The sequence below is a fragment of the Aequorivita todarodis genome, assembly GCF_028561335.1.
GTDB classification, from domain to species: domain Bacteria; phylum Bacteroidota; class Bacteroidia; order Flavobacteriales; family Flavobacteriaceae; genus Aequorivita; species Aequorivita todarodis.
The window spans coordinates 16255-40696 of record NZ_JAQQTG010000042.1 but is presented as its reverse complement, the minus strand read 5'-3'; the positions used below and the strand labels follow the sequence as shown (position 1 = coordinate 40696).

Annotated in this window: 18 protein-coding genes; 8 read left to right on the top strand and 10 right to left on the bottom strand. The window is 42.5% G+C overall.

Translation table 11 applies throughout. The annotated features are described in order from the left end of the window. Positions 1 to 288 precede the first annotated feature (288 nt). The 6 genes from POV26_RS11605 to trhO all read right to left on the bottom strand — a co-directional run bounded on the left by POV26_RS11605 (position 289) and on the right by trhO (position 7166). The gene (locus tag POV26_RS11605) at positions 289 to 945 is read right to left on the bottom strand and encodes a CoA transferase subunit B (protein ID WP_272856639.1); all 657 of its coding nucleotides are present in this window, start codon (positions 943 to 945) and stop codon (positions 289 to 291) included. Next, positions 945 to 1646, bottom strand: coding sequence for a CoA transferase subunit A (locus POV26_RS11600; RefSeq protein ID WP_272856638.1), 702 nt, complete (start codon positions 1644 to 1646; stop codon positions 945 to 947). Before POV26_RS11600 ends, POV26_RS11605 begins: the two co-directional genes overlap by 1 nt. Before the next feature lie 127 nt (positions 1647 to 1773). Beyond that, positions 1774 to 4086: a penicillin-binding protein 1A gene (locus POV26_RS11595; protein WP_272856637.1), complete on the bottom strand. Its 2313-nt coding sequence runs from the start codon at positions 4084 to 4086 to the stop codon at positions 1774 to 1776. Positions 4087 to 4094: 8 nt separating this feature from the next. After that, positions 4095 to 4580 (bottom strand): gliding motility lipoprotein GldH, encoded by a 486-nt coding sequence (locus POV26_RS11590; protein ID WP_272856636.1) that lies wholly within the window; start codon positions 4578 to 4580, stop codon positions 4095 to 4097. Beyond that, positions 4573 to 5847, bottom strand: coding sequence for a PSP1 domain-containing protein (locus tag POV26_RS11585; RefSeq protein WP_272856635.1), 1275 nt, complete (start codon positions 5845 to 5847; stop codon positions 4573 to 4575). The genes POV26_RS11590 and POV26_RS11585 overlap by 8 nt, the downstream gene beginning before the upstream one ends. 263 nt (positions 5848 to 6110) lie before the next feature. Then, a complete protein-coding gene (gene trhO, locus POV26_RS11580) occupies positions 6111 to 7166 on the bottom strand; it encodes an oxygen-dependent tRNA uridine(34) hydroxylase TrhO (protein ID WP_272856634.1) in 1056 nt (351 codons plus the stop codon). A gap of 168 nt (positions 7167 to 7334) precedes the next feature. Between trhO and recA the strand changes: the two genes are divergently transcribed. The 3 genes from recA to POV26_RS11565 all read left to right on the top strand — a co-directional run bounded on the left by recA (position 7335) and on the right by POV26_RS11565 (position 10670). Next, positions 7335 to 8342, top strand: coding sequence for a recombinase RecA (recA, locus tag POV26_RS11575; protein ID WP_045078855.1), 1008 nt, complete (start codon positions 7335 to 7337; stop codon positions 8340 to 8342). Positions 8343 to 8468: 126 nt separating this feature from the next. Continuing rightward, a complete protein-coding gene (locus POV26_RS11570) occupies positions 8469 to 9002 on the top strand; it encodes an RNA polymerase sigma factor (RefSeq protein WP_272856633.1) in 534 nt (177 codons plus the stop codon). 111 nt (positions 9003 to 9113) lie between these two features. Next, positions 9114 to 10670, top strand: a complete 1557-nt coding sequence (locus POV26_RS11565; RefSeq protein WP_272856632.1) for an outer membrane beta-barrel protein — start codon at positions 9114 to 9116, stop codon at positions 10668 to 10670. Positions 10671 to 10852: 182 nt separating this feature from the next. On the opposite strand, the gene POV26_RS11560 is transcribed toward POV26_RS11565, so the two are convergent. Continuing rightward, the gene (locus POV26_RS11560; RefSeq protein WP_272856631.1) at positions 10853 to 11593 is read right to left on the bottom strand and encodes a lysophospholipid acyltransferase family protein; all 741 of its coding nucleotides are present in this window, start codon (positions 11591 to 11593) and stop codon (positions 10853 to 10855) included. 108 nt (positions 11594 to 11701) lie between these two features. On the opposite strand from POV26_RS11560, the gene trpS reads away from it, so the two are divergent. Further along, positions 11702 to 12670 (top strand): tryptophan--tRNA ligase, encoded by a 969-nt coding sequence (gene trpS / locus POV26_RS11555; protein WP_272856630.1) that lies wholly within the window; start codon positions 11702 to 11704, stop codon positions 12668 to 12670. A 37-nt stretch (positions 12671 to 12707) separates the two neighbouring features. On the opposite strand, the gene dprA is transcribed toward trpS, so the two are convergent. Continuing rightward, entirely contained in the window at positions 12708 to 13811 is a 1104-nt protein-coding gene (gene dprA / locus POV26_RS11550) for a DNA-processing protein DprA (RefSeq protein ID WP_272856629.1), read from the bottom strand. 112 nt (positions 13812 to 13923) lie between these two features. Between dprA and POV26_RS11545 the strand changes: the two genes are divergently transcribed. The 4 genes from POV26_RS11545 to POV26_RS11530 all read left to right on the top strand — a co-directional run bounded on the left by POV26_RS11545 (position 13924) and on the right by POV26_RS11530 (position 22327). Continuing rightward, complete coding sequence (locus POV26_RS11545; RefSeq protein WP_272856628.1) at positions 13924 to 14862, top strand: HU domain-containing protein; 939 nt, start codon at positions 13924 to 13926, stop codon at positions 14860 to 14862. 167 nt (positions 14863 to 15029) lie between these two features. Then, a complete protein-coding gene (locus POV26_RS11540; RefSeq protein WP_272856627.1) occupies positions 15030 to 15539 on the top strand; it encodes an acyl-CoA thioesterase in 510 nt (169 codons plus the stop codon). 186 nt (positions 15540 to 15725) lie between these two features. Next, positions 15726 to 18449: a S8 family serine peptidase gene (locus tag POV26_RS11535; RefSeq protein WP_272856626.1), complete on the top strand. Its 2724-nt coding sequence runs from the start codon at positions 15726 to 15728 to the stop codon at positions 18447 to 18449. Between the two features lie 272 nt (positions 18450 to 18721). Then, positions 18722 to 22327 (top strand): S8 family serine peptidase, encoded by a 3606-nt coding sequence (locus POV26_RS11530; protein WP_272856625.1) that lies wholly within the window; start codon positions 18722 to 18724, stop codon positions 22325 to 22327. A 58-nt stretch (positions 22328 to 22385) separates the two neighbouring features. Here POV26_RS11530 and POV26_RS11525 read toward each other — a convergent pair whose 3' ends face one another. Both POV26_RS11525 and lolB1 read right to left on the bottom strand, forming a co-directional pair. Further along, entirely contained in the window at positions 22386 to 23675 is a 1290-nt protein-coding gene (locus POV26_RS11525) for a murein hydrolase activator EnvC family protein (protein WP_272856624.1), read from the bottom strand. Continuing rightward, positions 23676 to 24440 carry a lipoprotein insertase outer membrane protein LolB1 gene (gene lolB1 / locus POV26_RS11520; protein ID WP_272856623.1) on the bottom strand — a complete coding sequence of 255 codons (765 nt, stop codon included), beginning with the start codon at positions 24438 to 24440 and terminating at the stop codon, positions 23676 to 23678. Positions 24441 to 24442: the final 2 nt, after the last annotated feature.

Sequence of the window (24442 nt, the reverse complement as noted above, 5' to 3'; positions counted from 1 at the left end):
AACCATAAAAAAAGCTTAGACCAATAAAAACACTTTCTTAAAAATGAAAAGCACGTTTAGTAACAATTCTCTGGTGCTTTTAAATGATCTAATTACTTTTTCCATATGAGGTTAAGTTGGTAAGATTTGGGACTGCTAATATGAAAACATTTTTTCAATGGGGCGATAAAAAGCATTTAAATTCGATGAAAAGCATTAAATTTTAACATTTCATCTCTTTTTGACGGTATTTTAACATAAAAAAACCATGAAATCATGGTTTTGCAAAGTTCTAAGACTATTCTTTTTTTAAAATTCCATCTCAATAATGTCTCCTTTTGCAACCAAATCTCCTTCGGTAGCTTTTTGAATTTCGGCAACAGAAACTCCCGGAGCGCGCTCAAGAAGGTGGAATTTCCCATCGATAATTTCAAGAACGGCAAGATTCGTAACTATTTTTTTAACGCACTTCACACCTGTTAATGGCAAACTACATTCTTTGAGAAGTTTGGATTCGCCTTCGCGGTTGGTGTGCATCATTGCCACGATTATATTTTCTGCGGAAGCCACCAAATCCATGGCGCCGCCCATTCCCTTTACCATTTTTCCGGGAATTTTCCAGTTGGCAATATCTCCGTTTTGCGAAACTTCCATCGCCCCGAGAATGGTTAGATCTACGTGCTGGCCGCGGATCATCCCAAAACTCATGGCCGAATCGAAGAAGGATGCGCCGGGCAAAGCGGTTATTGTTTGTTTGCCGGCATTGATCAAATCTGGGTCTTCCTCGCCTTCATACGGAAAAGGGCCCATGCCGAGGATTCCGTTCTCGCTTTGGAATTCCACGCTTATGTCGTCGCGCACAAAGTTGGCCACCAAAGTTGGGATGCCGATCCCTAAATTTACGTAGTATCCGTCCTTTACTTCTTTTGCTATTCTTTGTGCTATTTGTTCTTTAGTTAAGGCCATTAGTTTCTTTTTCTAACTGTTAGTTGCTCAATTCTCTTTTCATATTTTTCCCCTTGGAATATCCGTTGGACAAAAATTCCCGGGATATGGATTTGGTTGGGGTCCAATTCCCCAGCGGGCACCAATTCTTCCACTTCCGCAACCGTAATCTTTCCGGCGCCGCACATGGCTGGGTTGAAATTTCTGGCCGTTCCCTTAAAGATGAGGTTGCCGGCCTCATCGCCCTTCCAAGCTTTTACGAAGGAGAAATCTGCTTCAAAAGCCTTTTCCATCACATACATTTTTCCGTGGAATTCGCGGGTTTCCTTGCCTTCGGCCACTTCGGTTCCGTAGCCTGCTGGGGTAAAAAATGCCGGAATGCCGCTGCGTGCAGCTTCGCAGCGCTGTGCCAATGTTCCTTGAGGTACGAGTTCAACCTCCATTTCGCCACTGAGCATTTGCCGCTCAAACTCGGCATTTTCGCCTACATAGGAAGAAACCATTTTCTTAATCTGATGCTTTTTCAGCAAGAGGCCAAGCCCGAAGTCATCAACGCCGGCATTGTTTGAAATACAGGTAACGTTTTGGATATTTCTTCTTACCAATTCTGAAATTATATTTTCCGGAATGCCGCAAAGGCCGAAGCCGCCCAGCATAAAGGTCATTCCGTCTTCAATGCCCTCACAGGCCTCGCGAACGTTTGCTACTGTCTTTTTTATCATTTTTTAATTTTTCTGAAAATTACGAAATTTCAACCTATAAAAAAACCTCATAGGTTAGATTGCTTCGTTTCTCGCAATGGCCCTATGAGGTTTTTCCCCCTCCCTTTGGGAGGGGTTAGGGGTGGGATTAAATTCCAAACTCATCGGGTATTTTCTCTACATCGGGATTGCCTTCGCGCCATTTTGAACAATCGGTTTCAATGGAAAGATTTGCGGGCCGTTTGAAGTTCCCTGTTGAAACATCCAGATCTTTATCGGCATAGCAGCTTTTCATATATATTCCCCAAATGGGCAGTGCCATGGTAGCACCCTGGCCATAAGCAGTGGAGCCAAAATGGATTGCTCTGTCATCTCCACCCACCCAAACGCCGGTAACAAGGTTTGGCACCATCCCCATAAACCAGCCATCGCTGTTGTTTTGGGTGGTCCCGGTTTTACCGGCTATGGGGTTTTTAAAATCATACGGATATCCGGTAACCGCATTTTTATAGATTGGAGAATTTACCGCCCAAGTTCCCCTCAATCGGGCCCCCGATCCGGACTGTGTTACGCCTTCCATTAAGCTGACGGTTACGTAGGCAGTCTCGTTGCTTATAACGTCTTTTGTTTTGGGTACGTTTTGATAAAGTACCGTGCCGTTTTTGTCCTCGATTCTTTGAATCATTATGGGTTCCACATAAACGCCTTCATTTGCGAAAGTGCTATATGCGCCAACCATTTCATAGACTGAAACGTCCGGGGTTCCAAGGGCAATGGAGGGTACAGCAGGCATGTTTTCGGTATCAACGCCCATTTTTTTAACCAAGTCAATTACCGGTTCAGGCCCTACGCGGTCTATCAATCGGGCGGTAATGGTATTTATTGAATTTGCGAGTGCATATTTTAAGTTGACCATTCCGCCATAACTGCCGCCAGAATTTTTTGGGGTCCAAGGTTGTTGAAGACCGTATTTGCCGGCCGGTATTGTATAAATGGTATTCGGCAAAGTATCGCAGGGCGACATATGCATTTGGTCTATGGCCGTGGCATATACAAAAGGCTTAAAGGTTGAGCCTATTTGACGCCTTCCTTTTTTAACCATATCATATTTATAGTGTTTGTAATCGATTCCTCCCACCCAAGCTTTTACCTCACCAGTTTGTGGAGTCATGGACATCATCGCGGCCTGTAAAAATGATTTGTGGTACCGAATGGAATCCATCGGGGTCATTACGGTATCAATATCGCCTTTCCACGAAAAAACGCGCATCGGCACTTTCTTTTTGAAGCTTTTTATGATTTCTGCTTCGTCTTTGCCCTCTTTCTTCATTTCGCGCCAACGGTCGCTTTTCCGCATAGCGGAATTCAGGATACTTGCGGTTTCTTCTTCAGAAATATCGCGGAAAGGGGCGGTTTTATTTTTTTTGTTTTGTTCATCAAAGGCTTCCTGCAGGTGGGCCATATGTTTTTTTACAGCGGCTTCGGCATATTCCTGCATCTTGCTGTCTATGGTTACATAAACCTTTAGGCCGTCTTGATAAATATTGTATTCACTGCCATCGGGTTTTGGATGTTCCTTTATCCAATCTTCCATAAAATTACGGGCGTATTCGCGGAAATAGGTTGCGCTTCCTTCATCATGGCCCTGTGGCGTAAATTTTATGCCCAACGGGAGGGCCTGCAATGAATCCATTACTTTTTCTGAGATGTAATCGTACTTCTCCATTTGCGACAAAACCACGTTTCTTCTTTCCCGGACCATTTCCGGTCTTCGGTTTGGGTTAAAAAGGGAGGAATTTTTAAACATACCCACCAGCATTGCAGCTTCTGCAGTGGTCAATTGCGCAGGAGGCTTGTCAAAATAAATATGTGCTGCACTTTCAATACCTACGGCCTGGTTTAAAAAGTCGTACTCGTTGAAGTACATCGTGATAATTTCCTCTTTGGTATAGCGCCGTTCCAAACGGGTGGCAATTATCCACTCCTTTACTTTTTGCACAACTCTTTCCAGCTTGTTTGATGCTCTTTGATCTGTAAAAAACAACTTGGCCAATTGTTGGGTAATGGTACTTGCGCCCCCACGGGTTCCCAAAAATGCAACAGCGCGGATGGTTCCTCTGCCGTCAATCCCGGAATGGTCATAAAAGCGAGCATCTTCGGTTGCTATTAACGCATTTACCAAATGATCTGGCAAAGAATCAAAAGGAACTGGCGTCCTGTTTTCTTTATAAAATTTCCCGATGGTCTTTCCGTCAGAGGAAATAATTTCGGTAGCCAGGTTTTTCTCGGGGTTTTCAAGGCTGGTTTCATCGGGAAGACTGCCAAAAACCCCCCACGAGGCAAATAGGAAAAACAGGATAATCAGGAGTATAAACCCTGCGAAAATTTTCCAAAAGGTTTTGATATGACGGCTGACATCATTCTGATTTTTCTTTTTGGGAGCTGCTTTTTTTGTTGCCATATTATTGTTTACTGTTTGGTAGCCTCTTCAATGCTGAAGCCAACATCTGTAATGCCTTCAAGTTTTGTAACGCCTTCCACCTCGCCATTATTGCGCATTGCGTGGGCTATGTCTAACGTGTAAGTGCCTTCTTCAAAAAACTGTACGTTTTCTTTGTACCACAGTTTGTTTTCCTTTATATCGCCAATTCCTTGCCCCATCCACGAGCCGTCAGGATAGGCCATTCGGTATTCAAGGGTATCGGTAACGGTTTTTCCGTGCGGAAAATTCATTGAAACGATCAAAAATATATTATTGAACTTGTATTCGTTTGTGTTTCTAATATTTAAAAAGAGATTATACTTTTTGAGTGAATCCAACTGAGGCAATTTAAACTCCACCACCTCGTCCGCTCCCCAATGACCGTCCATGGCGCGATTTTCACTAAAAACCGTGTTGGACTCGCAGGAAACGAGAAAGAGCGCAGTCAAAAAAAGTGCCAATAATTTATTCATTTTTTGGTGGCTTGGGGTTTCTGTTTTGATTTCCCGATCCTTTTCTCGGCTTATTTCCCGATTTCTTCGAAGGCTTATTTCTTGGATTGTTTTTAGGGGCATTTCCGGTAGTGGCCTCCGCTTTTCCACGGTTTTTGTTTCTGCTTTTATTTCGGCGTTTTTTCCCTTTTTGTTTGGGCCGGTCAAAACGCGTTAAACTATCCTGCCCCACTACGTTGCTGAACGGTTCTTTTTCTGCCTTGGGCGCTTCAATTATGAATTCCTCAAGGGCCAACGGCTTTTTCCCCTTTTTGTTCAGGGCTATAATTTCATTGGCTTTTTCGGCGGTAAGCTCATGCCAATTTGCAAATTCCTTTTCATATGCATACCAAAGCAAGCCTTTAAAAATATCTATTTTTTGGCAGGTTGCGGTTCCTTTTTCAGTTTGAAGTTTGGTTTCTGTATTTGGAAATGATTCCAAAGCTTCCAAATAGGTATCCAGTTCATAATTCAAACAGCATTTCAACTTGCCGCATTGCCCCGCAAGTTTTTGCGGATTCAAAGAAAGTTGTTGATAGCGCGCTGCGGAAGTATTCACCGAGCGGAAATCCGTCAACCAGGTAGAACAGCAAAGTTCGCGGCCGCAACTGCCAATGCCTCCCAAGCGAGCCGCTTCCTGCCGGAAACCGACCTGTTTCATCTCGATGCGGGTATTGAAGGTGCGGGCAAATTCCTTTATCAATTCGCGGAAATCGACCCGTTCTTCGGCGGTGTAATAAAAAATAACTTTGGAAGCATCGCCCTGAAATTCCACATCGCTGATTTTCATCTGCAGCCCGTGGCGGATGGCAATTTCGCGCGAACGCTTTTGTACATCGGCTTCTTTGTCGCGAACGCCTTGCCAAATGTCTATGTCTTTTTGCGAAGCTTTGCGGTAAATTTTTGGCAAGGCTTCAATTTTTATGGGAACTTTTTTCTTCTTCATTTGAACCCGAACGAGTTCCCCCGTTAGCGTAACCATGCCAATATCGTGGCCCGGCGAAGCTTCGGTAGCAACCGTGTCGCCAATGCTTAACGTAAGATTTTCGGGATTTTGGAAGAATTCCTTTCTTCCGTTTTTAAAGCGTACTTCCACCGCATTGAAGGGTTCCATATTCGCAGGAAGTTGCATATTTGAAAGCCAGTCGAACACCGTCAGTTTATTGCAGCCATCGGTTCCGCAAGTACCATTGTTCTTGCATCCCTTTGGCTGACCGTTGGCGCCCGTGGCACAGCTGGTACAGCCCATATTTTTTATATATAAAGCCCTTTTTCTAAGTGAAGAGGGACGAAAATTAAACAAATAAATGAATCAGTAAAGATACCAATAATTAATTATGAATTCAGAATTATGAATTTGGAATTTTTGCTGTTGGAACCAAGACCCAAGACTGAAGGGAAACAGGACGGTTTGACCAAAGCCCCTTGAACTTTATAAAGAGCGCCTATAGTTGAAAGTGCCTAAAGTGCGCTAATGTTAAAATTCTTCCCCAAACCGAAGCCATAAACTTGCTAATTCCCCCTTTGGGGGCTAGGGGGCCTTTTAAACTTCAACTTCTCCGACCTTCCCTTCTTAAAAATCTTGTTGCTGTTCGGGATGCCCTGGCGTAGGCGTTTCTGCTCTTCGTACGGCAAGTGGATTATCTCGATACATTCTTCGGAACAACAGTTTTCCATTGCCACGGCGCATTTGTCACATTGAATAAACAGCAAATGGCAGGCCTCGTTAGCGCAATTGGTGTGTGTGTCGCAAGCTTCGCCGCATTGGTGGCAGTTTGAAATTACATCCTCTGTAATGCGTTCGCCACGGCGATGGTCAAAAACGAAATTTTTCCCGATGAATTTATTTTCCAAGCCTTGATTTTCCACTTGGCGCGCGTATTCAATAATACCGCCTTCCAGTTGGAACACATTTTTAAAACCTTTGTGTTTGTAGTAGGCGCTGGCCTTTTCGCAACGGATGCCACCCGTGCAGTACATCACCAGTTTTTTGTCTTCTTTGTGGTCTTTTAAATCTGCCTCAATTATATCCAATGAATCGCGAAACGTATCAACATCGGGCGTTACGGCATTTTTGAAATGACCGATTTCGCTTTCGTAATGGTTTCGCATATCTACCAAAACCACATCGGGATCTTCAATCAGTTCGTTGAATTTTTGCGCATCTACGTGGATTCCTTTGTTGGTAACGTCGAAGGTTTCGTCATTCAAGCCATCGGCAACAATCTTATCGCGCACTTTCACTTTCAGTTTTAGAAATGACTTCAAATCCTGCTCAATGGCAATGTTCAAACGCACGTCTTTCAGAAAATAGATTCCGTCCAGAAATTCCTTAAATTCCTTAAAACGTATTGCGGGCACGGAAAGCTGGGCATTGATGCCTTCGTGGGCTACGTAAATTCGGCCAAGCACATCCTGCTCGTGCCAGGTTACAAAAAGATGGTTACGGAAAAGATGCGGATTGCCAATCCTGGCATATTGATAAAAAGAAAGGGTAAGCCGTTCCTCGCCGGCTTGCTCCAAAAGGGTTTCCCTTTCTTTTGCACTTAATTTATTGTACAGTTGCATGCTATACTTTTTTTAGGTGAAAAGAATTGATTTTAATAGATTCGGCAAAAATAATCATTATATTTATTGTTAACAAAAATCGTTTCTCCCCTACATTTTACTTTTGCCCCAAGCACAAAGAAATAGTATCTTAGCATACTATAATTTCCATCATAAAAAACACTGAAAATGAGCACTGAAAAAGACGCAAAACTAAAAGCACTAAAGCTTACTCTCGATAAACTTGACAAAACCTACGGCAAGGGAACCGTAATGAAAATGGGCGATAGCGCCGTGGAGGATGTGGATGTAATCCCAACAGGTTCACTTGGTTTGGATGTGGCCCTCGGCGTAGGGGGTTATCCGCGTGGAAGGGTAATAGAAATCTACGGCCCCGAATCCTCCGGTAAAACAACCTTGACGCTCCACGCAATGGCAGAGGCACAGAAAAAAGGCGGGATTGCCGCGTTTATTGATGCAGAGCACGCCTTCGACCGCGGTTATGCCGAAAAGCTCGGCGTAGATATTGAAAACCTAATCATTTCGCAACCCGATAACGGCGAGCAGGCTTTGGAAATCGCAGACAACCTAATCCGGAGCGGGGCCATAGACATCGTGGTTATTGACTCCGTAGCCGCCTTGACGCCAAAAAGCGAAATAGAAGGCGAAATGGGTGACAGCAAAATGGGGCTCCATGCCCGATTGATGAGCCAAGCTTTGCGAAAACTTACGGGCTCCATCAGCAAGACAAAATGTACCGTAATCTTCATTAACCAATTGCGCGAAAAAATAGGCGTAATGTTTGGAAACCCAGAAACTACAACAGGTGGAAACGCACTAAAATTTTATGCTTCCGTGCGTTTGGATATTCGCCGTTCCACACAGATTAAGGATACAGACAGCAACGCCACGGGGAACAAAACCCGCGTAAAAGTGGTAAAAAACAAAGTAGCGCCACCCTTCAAACAAGCAGAGTTTGACATTATGTATGGCGAAGGAATCTCCAAAGTAGGTGAAATAATTGACCTCGGCGTTGATTTCGAAATCATCAAAAAGGCGGGCTCTTGGTTCAGCTATGACGATACCAAACTTGGGCAAGGGCGCGATGCCGTTAAAAATCTACTTCTGGACAATCCAGAACTGATGGACGAGCTTGAAAAGAAAATCAAAGATGCCATTGCGGCCATAAGCCAATAAAATTTCAGCAAAGCACGCAACCCTTTTGATACACTGGTATCTACACAATGTAGGAACCTTGATTAGTACGGTTGCCCTCTAAAGAAAGAGGTATTTACAACGGAACGATAACTCACGGTACCGCATTTGACATTAGACGAGCTCATAATACAATGCAAAAAGCAGAATGCAACGGCGCAGGGCGAATTGTACAAGCAGTACAACAGAATCCTTTTTGCCATCTGTCTTCGCTATTCGCCTAACTATACCGAGGCTGAAGACAATTTGCAGGATGCTTTTATCACCATTTTTAAAAAAATTGAGCAGTATAACGCCAAAGGGTCTTTTGAAGGCTGGATGAAACGGGTAACCGTAAACACCGTGCTTCAAAAATACCGAAAGCAGCGAACCTTTGAAATTGTTGACGAAGGCCAGATTGAGGATGAAGCTGAGGTAGAAATTGAAAGCGAGGAAATCCCCTTGGACTTCCTGCTGAAAATAGTACAGGAACTGCCCGATAGGTACCGATTGGTTTTCAGTATGTACGTGATGGACGGCTATCAGCATAAAGAGATAGCGGAAATGTTAGGAATCAGCGATGGCACGTCTAAATCAAACCTGGCACGCGCCAGAATGATATTGAAAAATAAAATTGAAGCATATAATGCCAATAAACTATAACACTTAAGGCATTGTATGAATTGTTTAGATTGAAAATGTAATCCCCCGCTCTTGGGTGGGGGTTTTACAAAAAAAGATTGCCGCCAGAGTTTATCTTGAGCGGAACCAATAATGAAAGAAAAGAAAAACATAGACAACATTTTTAACGAAGGTTTCAAAAACTTTGAGGCCACTCCTTCGCCGCGCGTTTGGGAAAACATCCAAGCCGAGCTCAAAAAGGAGAAGAAGGAGCGCAAGGTTATCCCACTGTGGGTTAAACTTGGCGGTGTTGCCGCGTTGCTCGCGCTTTTGTTGACCGTTGGTAATTCGCTTTTCAATTCTTCGGAAATAGCAACGCCTGCGATTACGGAGGAAAAGGTGATTAAGACCGAAAAGGAACTACAGCAAAATGCTTCTGAAATAGAAAAAGAAGCAAACAAAACACAAGTAGCTTCTGAGGAAAATACACTTCAAAATGAATCATTGGAAAGCGAGAAGGCTTCCCATAAAAATGCTTCGGAAACTAAATCCCAAACAAAGGCTTCAAATAAAATTTTCAAAAATGCTTCTGATAAAAACGGGGAAACCGTAGTCGCTGCAAGCAATTCTGAAAAAAGAAATTCAAAAACGGTTCAAGATTCCAAAGAAAACCTGGCAGAGAAGCAGATTTCTAAAAATGATTTAAATGAAGGGATAGCCGTTTCAAAAAATAGTTCTGAAAAAACAAATGCGAAAAATAAAGAAATAACTACCGAAAAGAGTATCAAAAAAGATGAGGCTATTTTCAACAACAAAAAAGAAGGCGTTGCGGTAAACGAAAATTCCGAAGCGAAAAATCCGGAAAAAAGCGTTGTAAAAACCGAGGAGGAAATGGCGGAAGCCTCCAAAAACAAAAAATCCATTTTTGACGCTATTGCCGAAAAAGATGAAGAAATAGTTCCCGAAAAGAAAAAGAAAGAAAAGCCGGAACAGCGCTGGAGCGTTGCCCCAAACGTCGCTCCCGTGTATTATAGCAGTCTTGGCAACGGGTCTTCCATAGATCCAAGTTTTGCTGACAATCCGCAACAGGGTGATGTAAACATGAGTTACGGAGTGCAGGTGAGTTATGCGCTTAACAATCGTTTGAGTGTGCGCACAGGGGTAAATAATGTAGATTTAAGTTACAGCACTTCAGGCATTGAAGTAGGTACTGGGCCAGTGGCGGTTGCATTGCGTTCAGTGGATTATGGCGGAAAGGAAATTGTTGTAACGGCTGCCGACAAGGGTTCTTTTACCAACGCCGCTCCATCTAATGGCTTTGGCGACATTATGCCAAAATCGACGCAAGGCGATGCCAGATTGATACAGAATATAAATTATTACGAAGTGCCCGTAGAGCTTAAATATGCTGTAATTAACAGTAGATTTGGCGTAAATGTAATTGGCGGCTTGAGCACTTTGTTTTTAGGAAACAACGAAATATCAGTGAAAGCAGATAATTTTAATAGTGTGTTGGGAGAAGCCAATAATCTCTCCACCGTAAGTTTTTCAACTAACGTCGGGCTGGGGTTGGACTATAAACTGTCCAAAAAATTTACGTTTAATATTGAGCCTATGTTTAAATACCAGCTCAACCCTTATACCGATTCATCTGTAAACTTTAAGCCATATTATTTAGGTGTTTACAGCGGATTGAGTTTCAAGTTTTAGGTTAGTTTTTAGTTGAATGTGTTTGATATACTTCAAACAAAATGATTGCAAAAAACCGTCCTCCGCCATAGGACGGTTTTTTTATTCCTTCTTAATTTTGGATAAAGAATCTAAAAGGATAAAATGGAAAAGGGGATTTCTTGACAAAAAAACAACCACTAAAATTGAATCAAGAATAATCTTCAAACCGTCGGCTCCAATAATTCCCCCAAAATAACCTCCCGCGTTTTCTTTTTCAACTCCTTTCTATTTTCCAAAGTCAAGTTTTCCGTGGGGATAAGTTTGTGAACTTTTACCCGCATCTTGCCTGGCCCGCCTTTAAAAAAGGAATATGGAAACCGTTTTTTATTGTCGTGAAAGGTCATCGGCGCAATGGGAATTTGGTGCTCAATGGAAAGCCGAAAGGCGCCATCCTTAAATTCATCCAACAAAAGCGAAAGGTCTTCCGGCACGCCGCCTTCGGGAAAAATACAGACGCTTAAACCCTCGTTCAATCTAATTTCCGCCCTTCGAAATGCTTCCACGCGACTTTTGTTGTTGCCGCGATCCACCAAAATACAGGTGCGTTTATAGATGTATCCAAAAAGTGGAATCTTAGCCAATTCTTTTTTCCCAACAAACACAAACGGATTTTTTGTGGCGTAAAACATCAGCATAATATCGGTCATTGAAGTGTGGTTCGCCACAAACATATAGCTTTTGCCTTTTTTATAATTTACCTCCCTTTTGATGACGGGATAGCAGCCAATGCCATAAATTATAAATGCGGACCAAGTGCGGGCTACTTTAAAGAAAAAGGGATAGCAGGAATTTTTCAGAATGCTTATGACCAAGAATGGAAAGAGCAGGATAGTGGCCAGAGCGACTATCAAATAAAACCAAACGCGGTAAAGCGCCGCAAAAATTTGTTGAATTAGCTTCATGGAGTTCCAAAAGTACTAATTTGAACGATGCGAATAAATCAAAAAAAGTACCTTTGCTGAAATTTTTTAAGTTTAATTAAAAGGATTCCCGCCTGCGCGGGAAATGATATGTCAAGAATACTTACAGGAATACAAAGCACCGGCACGCCACACCTCGGAAATCTCTTGGGCGCAATCGTTCCGGCCATTGAAATGGCAAACGACCCGAAGAACGACTCCTTTCTCTTTATTGCGGATATGCACTCGCTTACGCAAATTAAAAACCCAGAAACACTTCGGGCAAATACTTATAGTGTAGCCGCAACTTGGCTGGCGTTCGGGTTGGATATAGATCGCGTGGTGTTTTACCGCCAGAGCGATGTGCCACAGACCGCAGAACTTACGTGGTATTTAAGCTGCTTTTTTCCTTTCCAGAGATTGACGTTGGCACATTCCTTTAAGGACAAGGCTGACCGTTTGGAAGATGTAAATGCCGGACTTTTCACCTACCCCATGCTTATGGCGGCAGATATTCTTTTGTACGATGCCGAAATAGTTCCCGTGGGGAAAGACCAAATGCAGCATATTGAAATAACGCGCGATGTAGCGTCACGTTTTCATGCGCAGATGGGCGAGACTTTTGTGATGCCCGTTGGCAAGGTTCAGGAAGAAACAATGTATATTCCGGGCACGGATGGTACTAAGATGAGCAAATCCAAAGGAAATTATATCAACATATTTTTGGATGATAAAAAACTTCGGAAGCAGATAATGGGTATTGAAACCGACAGTACGCCGATGGAAGCGCCGAAAAATCCTGATACCTGTAATGTTTTTGCACTTTATAAAATTCTCGGCACAAAAGAAGAAGTTGTACAAATGCGAAAAAACTACGAAGCGGGCAATTACGGCTATGGCCACGCAAAACAGGCTTTGTTTGAACTGATAACCGAAAAATTTTCTGAAGAACGAACGCGTTATCATTATTTTATGGAGAATCTCGCCGAGATTGATGCCGCCTTGGCTACCGGTGCCGAAAAGGCTCGGAAAGTTGCCGATACGGTTTTAAAAAGGGTTCGCGAGAAAGTGGGGTATTAACTTCCGGGTCGTCTAACTATCGATAATAGTATAAGTTTTAAACTAACTGAAACAACTTCCCCGGCAAGGGGCGTACCACGCCCTTAATTTCCATATTCATCAACACACTTGCGGCTTTGTAGGCCGGGAGGTTGCACTCCAGGGCAATGATGTCCAATAGCTCTTTTTCCTTTTCCTTGAGAAAACGAAAGACTACTTTTTCATCTTCGTCCAATTCCACAAAAAGTTGGGTCTGTTTGGGTTTTTGGTTTTTTTCCAGTTCCCAGCCCAGCATATAGATTATATCGGCAGCACTAGTGAGCAAATGGGCTTTTTGCTGTTTTATCAAATTATTGCAACCGCGGCTTTGGTTATCGTTGGCCCTTCCGGGAACGGCAAAAACTTCCCTGTCGTATGAATTTGCGATATCCGCAGTTACCAAGCTGCCGCCTTTTTCAGCAGATTCTATTACAATGGTTGCTTCGGAAAGGCCAGCGATTATTCGGTTTCGCTTTAAAAAGTTGTTTCGGTCAAAAGTATCGCTGCTCCAAAACTCAGTGATTAATCCGCCATTTTCTTCAATCTGTTGCACGTATTTTTTGTGGGTTTTTGGATATATCTGATTGAGCCCATGGGCCAAACACGCAATATTCTGCAACTTGTTATCGATAGCGGCTTTGTGCGCACAGATGTCCACACCATAGGCCAAACCCGAAACGATTACCGGATTCAACGGCGCTATTTCCTCAATTAAATTTTCACAAAATGAATTGCCGTAGCTCGTTATTTTTCGGGTACCGACGATGCTGATGATTTTCTTTCCCACCAAATCTATATTGCCCCGATGGAAAATAAGTATAGGGCCATCCAAACAGTGCTTTAACTTTTCGGGATAGGTTTTATCTTGAAAATAGCTGCACTCGATATTGTTTTCCTCAATAAATTTCAATTCGTCATCGGCCTGTTCCAACTGCTGTTTCAGATTGATTTCCTTTAAACGCACAAGACCGATGCCGTCAATTTTGGCCAGATTGCTCTTTTTCTCCTTGAAAATCGCTTCCGCGGAACCCATTTTCCGCAATAGTTTTTTTGCTGAAATATCACCCAGATTTGGAATTCGCTGCAAGGCAAGCGTATAGCGCAGTTCGGTTTTTGAAAGCATATTTTTGAGAATTACAATCGGGGGAGTTTCTAAAAATACGAAAATTTTGAGTTGTTGATAAATTACCAAAACAAAAATTGGATTGCCTCCAAAAAACGCTAATTTTGTTAATATGCAACTTACAACCTACATAGCCGACCTGCTCTACCGATACGAATGTGTGATTATTCCTGGTTTTGGGGCGTTTTTGACGCGATACAAATCTGCGCATATTGACGATACTTCCAACACCTTTCATCCACCCTCTAAAATTGTTTCGTTCAACAAACAGTTGCAGGCCAACGATGGTCTGTTCGCAAACTACGTGGCTTCGGTGGAAAAATGCAGTTATGAAACGGCGTTGCAACAAATACGAAATTTTACGGCCCAAATTTCAAAAGAGCTTTCAGAGGGAAAAACAGTTACATTTAATAATATAGGTGCGTTTTCACTGAACGAGGAAAAATCGCTTCAGTTTGAACCTTTACAGCAACAGAATTTCAGTACTTCGGCCTTTGGACTTTCTTCGTTTGTTTCCCCAAAAATAAGCCGCGAGGTTTATAAGGAAACTGTTGAGGCTTTGGAGGAAAAGGCACCGATACATTTTACGCCGGAAAGAAGGGAAGCCAAGCCGTATCTAAAATATGCCGCAATTGCAGTTATTGCACTTTCCGCGATAGGCTTTGGAAGTTTAAAGCTTTATGAAAATCAAGTTCAAAAGTTTAATTTGGCGGAAAGGCAGAAAGCGAATTCCTTGGTTGAAAACCAAATACAGGAAGCTACTTTTGTAATTGAAAACCCATTGCCAGTACTCAGGTTACAACTTCCAAAACACGCTGGAATGTACCATATAGTTGCGGGGGCGTACAGAGAAGAGGACAACGCAACAAAAAGATTGGAACAGTTACGCGAAAAAGGCTATGCGCCGTTAAAAATGGAACCTACCCGCTATGGCCTTTATCAGGTTTTATATGCCAGTTTTGAGGATAGAATGGAGGCTTTGAGGAAACTTCACGAAATACAAAGAACCGAAAATGCCGATGCTTGGCTGTTGGTGCAGGAAATTCAGTAAGTTTCAGTCTCAGTCTCAGTCTCAGTCGCAGGGTTCATTAGGTTCTCGACAGATTTTTTAATATTTCTTGATGCGTTGGGCTAAGAGAACTTTTTTTCCTCTTTTTTCTTTTGTCCATTTTAGCTCCTCTTTTTTCCCAGTTAGGTATCTTTGCAAAAAAAATTCTGATGCAAGCCAAAACCCCGAAAGAATCCCTTACTGTTTATACCGATATGGTGCTGCCCAGCGAAACCAACCCCATTGGGAATATGTTTGGGGGCGAGTTACTGGCGCGGATGGATCGTGCCGCGAGCATCGCCGCGCGCCGCCACAGTAGAAGAATAGTGGTTACAGCTTCCGTAAACCACGTGGCGTTCAACAAAATGATTCCTTTGGGAAGCGTTGTTACGGTAGAGGCGAAGGTTTCGCGGGCGTTCAGCAGTTCTATGGAAGTGTTTATGGATGTTTTTATTGAAGATCGCGAAAGTGGGGAAAGAAGCCTTTCCAACGAAGCTATTTATACTTTTGTAGCTGTTGATGAAATGGGCAACCCTGTTCGTGTGCCAGAGCTTATTCCGGAGACTGAAATTGAAAAATCACGATTTATCGCGGCGCTTCGCCGTAAACAATTGAGTCTGGTTCTTGCCGGAAAAATGAAGCCCAAAGATGCAACGGAGCTGAAGGCCTTGTTTCAATAAAACCGCTTATTATTTCTTTATAAATTATTGATTCTCTGTTTTTTCCCTAAGAAGGAAACTGTGTTAAATTTCTGGATTTTTGATTCGGAATACATTATTTATGGATTCAAATAAATATATTTGAGAAAAGATAGCGGTTTTTTTAAGCCGCTTTTTTTAATCACAATCAAATTAAATATTTCAGTTATGCCAAAAATTACTTTCCCGAAAATCAAAAACGCTGCGTTGTTGGTGATGATGTTGGTTTCTTCATTAGCATTTTCCCAAAATTCAAACGACATAGTCTTTCAAGGCGAAACCTATGAAATGCCTGAAAACATTTCGACCTTTCAATGGAGTCAAATGCCCGAATCCGCTAGATTGGACAATGGGTATGTGGGCTGGGTCCAGTTTTATGAAACTCCTTCACAACAGGTCCAGGATTTATTCAAACAGAACCATTTAGAATTGTTGGAATATATTCCGCATCGGACTTATCTTTTTTATTTTCCAGAAAACACCGCTGTCAATTTCTTGAAAAATAATGGTGTGCGCACCATTGTGCCCGTTGATGGCAATGCAAAGCTTTCGGCAAAATTGAAAAGTGGCGATTATGATTATTGGGCGATGGATGGCGATAATATTTTGGTGACACTTCAATTTCACAAAAATGTTACGGATACTTATGCCATAAATGAGTTAGGGCGGCAACAAATAGAGGTGAAGCAAAATTATAAGGAACAACATATGTTGGACCTTTCCATACCGAACAATTGCTTGGAAACGCTTTCAAACCTTTCTTTTGTTAAATGGGTTGATCTTGTGGTAGCACCCGCAGTTCCTGATGATACTAGAGGGAGAAGCCTTCACAGAGCAAACAGTTTAGACACACAGACCGGGGCTGGCAGAAACTACACAGGCGAAGGTATCGGCGTTATGGTACGCGATGATGGCCGCGTGGGCCCGCATATAGATTTTCAAGGACGATTGACCAATTTGACCAATGTTTCCAACCAATCACACGGCGATGGCGTGGCAGGAATTATGGCAGGTGCAGGTAATTTGGTTCCATCAAATAGGGGAATGGCAGCCGGATCTGATGTTTATGTCGTAAATTATGTAAGTAATTTTTTAGACAGTCCAACAGTAAATCTAATTAACGATGGGAGTGTTCAAATAACAAATTCATCCTACAGCAATGGCTGTAATGATGGCTATACCAGTATTACCCAAACTGTGGACCAACAAACGTTGGACACTCCCAGCCTGCTTCATGTTTTTTCTGCTGGAAATTCCAACGGAAACAATTGTGGTTATGGCGCCGGAAGCCAATGGGGAAATATTACCGGAGGCCATAAACAAGGGAAAAATGTGATTGCTACGGCGAATGTAGATTATAAGGGAGAACTTAGAAATTCAAGTAGCCGCGGCCCGGCACACGACGGAAGGATAAAACCAGACATTACTGCTAATGGGCATAATCAAATTTCCACAAATGAAAACAACACCTATCAAACCTTTAGTGGTACCTCAGGGGCTGCGCCGGGCATTGCGGGCATTTCTGCACAGCTTTACCAAGCCTATGGCGATTTGAACGGAGGCGATCTTCCTCCTTCCGCATTGATAAAGGCTACTTTGCTGAATACTGCAAATGAAGCTGGGAATATAGGCCCTGATTATAAATTTGGCTGGGGAATTGTAAACGCGTTACAGGCAGTAAAGCTTATTGAAGATGGCCGCTACCTTTCCGATGAAGTTACGCAAGGAAACACAAAGACACATACTATAAATGTACCGGCCGGAACCACCCAAGTGCGTTTTATGGTTTATTGGAGTGATGTTGCTGCAAGTGCGGGGGCAAATCCAGCGTTGGTGAACGATCTGGACATGCTTGTTACGGATCCCTCAAGCAACGTCTTGGAACCGTGGATTCTTGACCCAACGCCCGATCCCATTACCCTCAATAATCCCGCAACCACGGGCCCAGATCATTTGAACAATCTGGAGCAGGTATTGATTAACGATCCCGCCGCAGGCGATTATGATATTGATATTTCCGGTTTCAATGTGCCCATAGGGCCACAGGAATATTATATTGTTTACGAACTGATCTCAGACCACGTGGTGATGACGTATCCCAACGGAGGCGAACACTTTCAGCCAAATTCAACTGAAACACTACATTGGGATGAAACGAATACTACGGATGATTTTGTTTTGGAATATTCTACAGATAACGGAAGTACTTGGAACAACATAGCTACCGTGCCAAACGACACCCATTTTTACGATTGGAATGTTGCAGATGAGGTTGGCGGAAATACGCTAATCAGGGTTACCAGTGGCGCATTTCAGGATGTAAGTGATGATACTTTCAATATAGCAAGGTCCCCACTTACCGTGAATGTTAGGGAAGTTTGTGAAACCACGGCCTATTTTGAATGGAACGCAATCGCGGGTGCCGAATCTTACGATTTTTACCTTTTGGGCGAAAAATACATGGAAGTGGTTGCAAGCTCAAACACCAATTCCATAACGATTCCCATTGCCGATCCAAATGATGAAATGTGGTTTGCCGTAAGCGCCAAAAATGATACCGAAGGATGGGAAAGCGAAAGAAGCCGTGCTAAATTTTACGGTGGCGGAATCTTGGATTGTACCATTGGCATTTCAGAAAATACCTTGGAGAGTGCCTTGTCATTATATCCAAATCCAGCCACCAATGAGTTTTATATTAGCCTTTCAGACAAAACCTTCAGTAATTTTGATGTCACTATTGCAAACGGTTTGGGTCAAATTTTAGAACGCAAAACAAATGTGGACAATACCTCCAGAGCTGCGATAAACGTTTCAAATTATTCCTCTGGAATCTATTTTGTAACAATAAAAGCAGGTGAAAATATTTCCACCAAAAAATTGGTGGTCCAGTAATGCTGAAATGATGACAAAAAAGGGGGCTAAAACAGCTCCCTTTTTTTATTTCTTTAAAAAGCGTTTTCGTTATTTCCTTTCCTTTCTATCCTTTTTTCAGTAAACCTTTGACTTATTGATTGTTCCTTGGCCGTTAATATGTTAAAAGGCACGTATTTTCTTTAAATGATAATTGCTTTATTGTTGTTATTAAATATATTTGGAATCCTTTCGAAAAAAGCAAGCATTTTTTTCTGAAGAAATTTTTACAAACTTTTCAAAACTTTAAAGCAATGAAACAAAAATCTACTTTCCCAAATTTACGAAGTATTGTTTTTATGGCGATGACCCTTGTGTTTTCGTTTTCTTATGGACAAAATTCTTCCGACATTAATTTTCAGGGCGAAACTTTTAACATGCCCGAAAACATTGCCACATTTCAATGGAGCCAAATGCCAGAATCCTCAAAAATGGATAACGGGTACGTTGCCTGGGTACAATTTTATGAAACTCCTGCCCAGAACGTCCAAGATCTTCTTAAACAGAACAAGGTAGAATTGCTGGAGTACATTCCCCATAAAACCTATTTGGCTTATTTTCCAAAAAACACCAACGTCGGTCTGTTGCGAAACAATGGGGTGCGAAGCATTATAGCCGTACCGGGAAATGCAAAGATTTCAAATTCCTTAAAAAACCCGCCTTACGATTACTATGCGATGGATGGCAGCAATATTTTGGTGACACTCCAATTTCACAAGAATGTTTCACCGGATTATGTGATTCAGCAATTGGCAGAAAAACAGATAGCAGTAAAGCAGCAATATAAAGGTTCTAACAATATAGATCTTTCCATCCCCAACAACTGTTTGGAAGACCTTGCGAACCAGCCTTTTGTGAAGTGGGTTGAGCTTATTGTAGCTCCTTCCACTCCAGACGATACTCGGGGGCGAAGCTTGCATCGTTCAAGCAATTTGGACACCCAAACTTCTGCTGGAAGAAATTATACAGGCCTGAACATTGGGGTATTATGTCGTGATGATGGCATTGTAGGCCCTCATATAGATTTTCAGGGAAGGATAGACAATTCACTCGCCAGCGGTACAGGGCAAACCCATGGTGATGGCGTGTCAGGGATTATGGCAGGTGCCGGAAACCTGAACCCTTCCAATAGAGGGATGGCAGCCGGCGCTATGCTTCATGTGGTAAACTATGAGGCAAACTTTTTGGATTCGCCCACTGTTTCGCTTATTACGAGCGGCGATGTGCTAATAACAAATTCATCTTATAGTAACGGCTGCAACGACGGCTATACCACCATTACCCAAACCGTGGACACACAGGTGCATGATATTCCAAATTTACAACATACCTTTTCGGCTGGAAATTCCAATGGAAATAATTGCGGTTACGGAGCCGGAAGCCAGTGGGGCAATATTACCGGAGGCCACAAACAGGGCAAGAACGTAATTGCGACCGCAAATGTGTTTTTTGATGGTTCACTGGTAAATTCCAGCAGCCGCGGGCCAGCCCATGACGGTAGAATAAAACCGGATATTGCGGCCAATGGCCAAAACCAAATTTCAACTTCTGAAAACAATACCTATCAAAGTTTCGGGGGAACTTCGGGCGCCTCTCCTGGAATTGCAGGGGTTTCCGCACAGTTGTACCAAGCATATTCAGAAGCCAATGGAAATGTTCTTCCGCCTTCGGCATTAATAAAAGCAACCTTGCTGAACACGGCAAACGATGCCGGAAACGTGGGCCCAGACTATAAATTTGGCTGGGGAATCGTTAACGGGCTACGTGCCGCAAAACTTATTGAGGACAATCGTTTTCTGTCAAGCAGCATTTCACAGAATGGCTCCAATGACCATTCCATCAATGTTCCCGCGGGAACCAAACAAGTACGATTTATGGTTTATTGGAGCGATAGCCCTGCTTCACCGGGAGCCAATCCCGCATTGGTGAACGATTTGGACCTTTTGGTTACCGATCCCTCCAGTAATGTTTTGGAGCCTTATATTTTGGACCCAACTCCAAACCCTGTTACCTTGGACCTTCCGGCCACCAACGGCCCCGACCATTTGAACAATATGGAGCAAGTACTCATAAACAATCCAGCTGCGGGCAATTATAATATTAACATTAAAGGTTTCAATGTTCCAATGGGGCCGCAGGAATACTTTGTTGTTTATGAAATTATTTCAGATAATATAACGGTTACTTACCCAAATGCAGGCGAAAGCTTCGTTCCGGGTGAAACGGAATCCATCCACTGGGATGCCGTACCGGTGAACAATACGTCAAATTTTGTACTTGAATATTCCGTGGATAACGGAAGTAGCTGGAATGCCATTGCATCTGTTTCAAATACTACCACCAACTATGGCTGGAGTGTGCCAAATTCAGTAACTGGGGAAGCATTGATACGGGTAAGCAACGGTTCAAACCAAGATGTTAGCGATGAAACTTTTTCCATTGCGCCTTTGGTTACCAATGTGCAGGCAACCCAAGTTTGCCCCACAGAGGCAACGTTTTCTTGGAATGCGGTAAGTGGCGCAGAATCCTATGACCTCTATATTTTAGGGGATAAATATATGGAAGTAGCTGGCACTTCAACAACCAACAATATTACCGTATCCATTTCAAATTCTTCTGACCCTATGTGGTACGCCGCTGTTGCAAAGAATGCTACCGATGGATGGGAAGGCAGAAGAAGTATTGCCGTTTATTATGCCGGTGGTTTGCTAAATTGCTCCCTTACCAATGATTTATCCATAGAAAGCAACAATGAGCCAAGTGATTTTAATTTAATATGTAATCCTGGCCCTGCAACGGTCTCTGCAACAATTAGGAATTTTGGTAGCGGTCCGGAAAGTAATTTTGAAGTAAGCTATCAATTGGACAGTGAGCCTGCAGTTAGCGAAACCTTTACCGGAACTATTGCACCTGGCGGACAAACTGTGTTTGATTTTACAACTCCTTTAAATATTACGGCATCGGGCAATTATACCCTTACCGTTTCAGTAAACTTGAGCGGAGACGAAAACCCAAACAATGACGATGATGCCTTAAACTTTTATGCTGCCACCGAAGCCGAACCACTTGATTTTGAAGAACCGTTCGATGTAAACGGAGTGCCCCCTCCAGGCTGGAACATCCTCAATTCGGATAATGAGGATACTTGGGTAGAAAGATCGAATATTACGGGTAGCGATGGTTCCCCAACAGTAGCCGCATATATCGACAACTTTTCATACAATGCTTCCGGGGAAGAGGATATTTTGGAAACTCTATTTATTGATTTAACTACTGCTACTTCGGCCGCCTTGGATTTCGATTTGGCAAAAGCACAATATTCCTCAGGCTTTTCGGATGCATTTAGAGTAGATGTATCCATAGATTGCGGAGCTACCTTTACCCAAATCTATTATAAGGACGGGATGAACCTTTCTACTGTTTCAGGATTTCAAACCAGCAAATGGACTCCAAGTTCTGCTGCTGATTGGCGTACTGAAACTATAGACCTTGCAGCCTATTTGGGTGAAAATGTACAATTCCACTTTGTAAATATCAATGGCTATGGAAACAGTACTTTTGTTGACAACATCAATGTTAGCGGTGTTCTGGGGATTGCCAAAGAAGATCTTTCCAATGTAACAATGTATCCTAACCCAGCTTCAAGTGAAGTATTTGTTAATTTGAAAAATGTAGGGCAAAGCGATATATCCATTACCTTGTTCAACAGTTTGGGCCAGCGTTTGCAGGTTATTTCTGAAGCCGACATGGCCGGAAAAACACAGGGAATCCTTAACGTTTCAAATTGCGAGACGGGGATTTACTTTGTGAAAATTAAGTCTGGAAAAAACACTACTACCAAGAAATTGATAGTTCAATAAAATTTCAAAAAGTCGAATTCCAAATACCGAAAAAAGAGGGCCATTGGCTCTCTTTTTTTTACATCCTATAAATCCAATCCGCCGGATTTATCTTTGTCTTGTTCTGATAAATGTAGAATTTTAAAACGGTTTTCCCTTCCGTAGGGCTCTTTGCAACAGTACCTATTTTTTGTTTGGTAGAAACCTTGTCGCCTTTTTTCACTGAAACCGTGGCTAAATTACTGTACACCGAAATATAATCTCCGTGTTGAATAAAGACTACTTTGTTGGCCCCTTTTATAATCTGGATTGCCATAACCTGTCCTTCAAAAATGGAGCGTACATCGGCGTTATCGCTAGTTGCAATTTCCACGCCGCTGCTGTTGGTGGTAACGTTTGGAAATTGCGGATGCTGGTGTGTTCCGAAGCTTTTCACCACCATTCCTTTTTCCACGGGCCACGGAAGTTTTCCCTTGTTGTTCGTAAAACTGGCAGCCAGGGCTTTGTCTTCGGCAGTTAGCGCGAACTCATCGGTTTTTGCGGGTTTGGTAATAACGTTCTTTGTGGAAGGCGTAGTTGAGGTGCTGTTCGCCTTGGCTTCAGCTTCAGCCTTTGCCCTTGCTATTCTGTTTGCTTCCTCAATTGCGGCCTTAATCAACGCTTCTATTTGACGGTCTATTTCGTCCGCTTCTTTTTGTTTGGTCCTTATTTGTGAAGTAAACTTGCTTTCGTCCTTTTTTAAAGTAGCCACTAATTCTTGCTGGTCTTTGCGTTCTTCCGTTAGTTTATTTTTTGCAAGTTCATTTTCAGCAATCAGCTTTTGTTTTGTTTTTTTCTGGCTTATTAAATCTGAATTGAGCTTTTGCAGTTCTTCCGTTTTCGCTTTAATGCCCTCGCCTTGTTTTTTTCTGAACTTGGCATACTGTTTCATATATTGAACGCGCTTGTACGCCTGCAAAAAGTTTTCCGAGGAAAGCAAAAACATAATCCGGCTCTGCTGGTTCTTGCTTTTGTAGGATTTTCGGATCATTTCGGCATAATCCGCTTTCATCACTTTCAGCTCTTCGCGCAAGGAACTTATTTTGTTGATGTTCTCGTTTATGTTTCGGGTAAGCAAATTGGCTTGCTGATTGGTAACACGAATCAAATTTTCGGAAGCCGCAATGCGCTGGTTGAGGTCTTGAACCTGCGAAAGCACAGATTTTTCCTCCTTTTTTGTTTTGAAAAGAAGCGAATTTATCTGCTTTATTTCTTCCAGAATGGCCTGTCGTTTTTCCTCCAGTTCCTTTTGTTTGTCCACTTGTGCAGAAACTGTTGAAACCGTAATTATACAGATGAATAAAAAAAGATATGTGCGCAAAAGATTCATTTAATTAAGTTGGATTTCTTCGTAACCTGCCGGAACATCAAACGGAAAACTCACGTCCACGTTCAAATCTATTTTTTTGAAATTCATTTCAATCTTCGTTACCGAACCTTTTTCGGAAGTATTTATCAAAATGGTTGAAGGATAAAACTGTCCGTCAAGTTTTTGGTAATCGCCGTAACGAATGCTCAACAATCTATCAGAATTGGGCTGGGCCAGCGTTTCCATGGCAATCTTGAAATTTTCTGGATTCAAAAACAGCGAATGTATGAAATTTTGGGGCTGCTGCTTAGGCTGAATTTTGAATTTATTCTGAAAAACCTCCGATTTGTACTCTGAGGGATTTAAGGTGAAAATGGACTGTCCAAGAAGCATATTCTGTGCTTGTTGAAAATTTATAGGCGTTCCAATCCATTCGCCAAGCAATGCGAAATCGCCTTCAAAATAGGTCTTTCCAATGGTTTCGTAATAACTCACGCGTGTTGGGGTTATCAAGACCTTTGCAATGGTAATTCCCAAAACCGAAGCTTTTATCCAAATATTTTTATCCTTTTCCATCCGAAGGCTCACGGTAATACTTTGAAGTTTTTCATCAGTTTCATAGACGAGCTGTACGCGGCCTGCCAGGGTTTTAAATTCGGGTGCTGCAGCTTTGTGGGCGGAAATTACTTCTTTGGCCGAAGCACTTTCAACAGATGTAATACTTTTGGAACCGCCGCAGGAAGCAAGTACCAGTGCCAAAAGAAGGTAAAAAGATTTCAGTTTCATAT

Bases quoted from the DNA above. Each gene is read 5' to 3' on its own strand.
- recA (WP_045078855.1), top strand. From the start codon at position 7,335: ATGAGCACTGAAAAAGACGCAAAACTAAAAGCACTAAAGCTTACTCTC.
- POV26_RS11540 (WP_272856627.1), top strand. From the start codon at position 15,030: ATGCAAGCCAAAACCCCGAAAGAATCCCTTACTGTTTATACCGATATG.
- POV26_RS11530 (WP_272856625.1), top strand. From the start codon at position 18,722: ATGAAACAAAAATCTACTTTCCCAAATTTACGAAGTATTGTTTTTATG.
- trhO (WP_272856634.1), bottom strand. From the start codon at position 7,166: ATGCAACTGTACAATAAATTAAGTGCAAAAGAAAGGGAAACCCTTTTG.
- POV26_RS11560 (WP_272856631.1), bottom strand. From the start codon at position 11,593: ATGAAGCTAATTCAACAAATTTTTGCGGCGCTTTACCGCGTTTGGTTT.
- POV26_RS11525 (WP_272856624.1), bottom strand. From the start codon at position 23,675: ATGAATCTTTTGCGCACATATCTTTTTTTATTCATCTGTATAATTACG.
- POV26_RS11545 (WP_272856628.1), top strand. From the start codon at position 13,924: ATGCAACTTACAACCTACATAGCCGACCTGCTCTACCGATACGAATGT.
- lolB1 (WP_272856623.1), bottom strand. From the start codon at position 24,440: ATGAAACTGAAATCTTTTTACCTTCTTTTGGCACTGGTACTTGCTTCC.
- dprA (WP_272856629.1), bottom strand. From the start codon at position 13,811: ATGCTTTCAAAAACCGAACTGCGCTATACGCTTGCCTTGCAGCGAATT.
- POV26_RS11585 (WP_272856635.1), bottom strand. From the start codon at position 5,847: ATGGGCTGTACCAGCTGTGCCACGGGCGCCAACGGTCAGCCAAAGGGA.
- POV26_RS11605 (WP_272856639.1), bottom strand. From the start codon at position 945: ATGGCCTTAACTAAAGAACAAATAGCACAAAGAATAGCAAAAGAAGTA.
- POV26_RS11600 (WP_272856638.1), bottom strand. From the start codon at position 1,646: ATGATAAAAAAGACAGTAGCAAACGTTCGCGAGGCCTGTGAGGGCATT.
- trpS (WP_272856630.1), top strand. From the start codon at position 11,702: ATGTCAAGAATACTTACAGGAATACAAAGCACCGGCACGCCACACCTC.
- POV26_RS11590 (WP_272856636.1), bottom strand. From the start codon at position 4,580: ATGAATAAATTATTGGCACTTTTTTTGACTGCGCTCTTTCTCGTTTCC.
- POV26_RS11595 (WP_272856637.1), bottom strand. From the start codon at position 4,086: ATGGCAACAAAAAAAGCAGCTCCCAAAAAGAAAAATCAGAATGATGTC.
- POV26_RS11535 (WP_272856626.1), top strand. From the start codon at position 15,726: ATGCCAAAAATTACTTTCCCGAAAATCAAAAACGCTGCGTTGTTGGTG.
- POV26_RS11565 (WP_272856632.1), top strand. From the start codon at position 9,114: ATGAAAGAAAAGAAAAACATAGACAACATTTTTAACGAAGGTTTCAAA.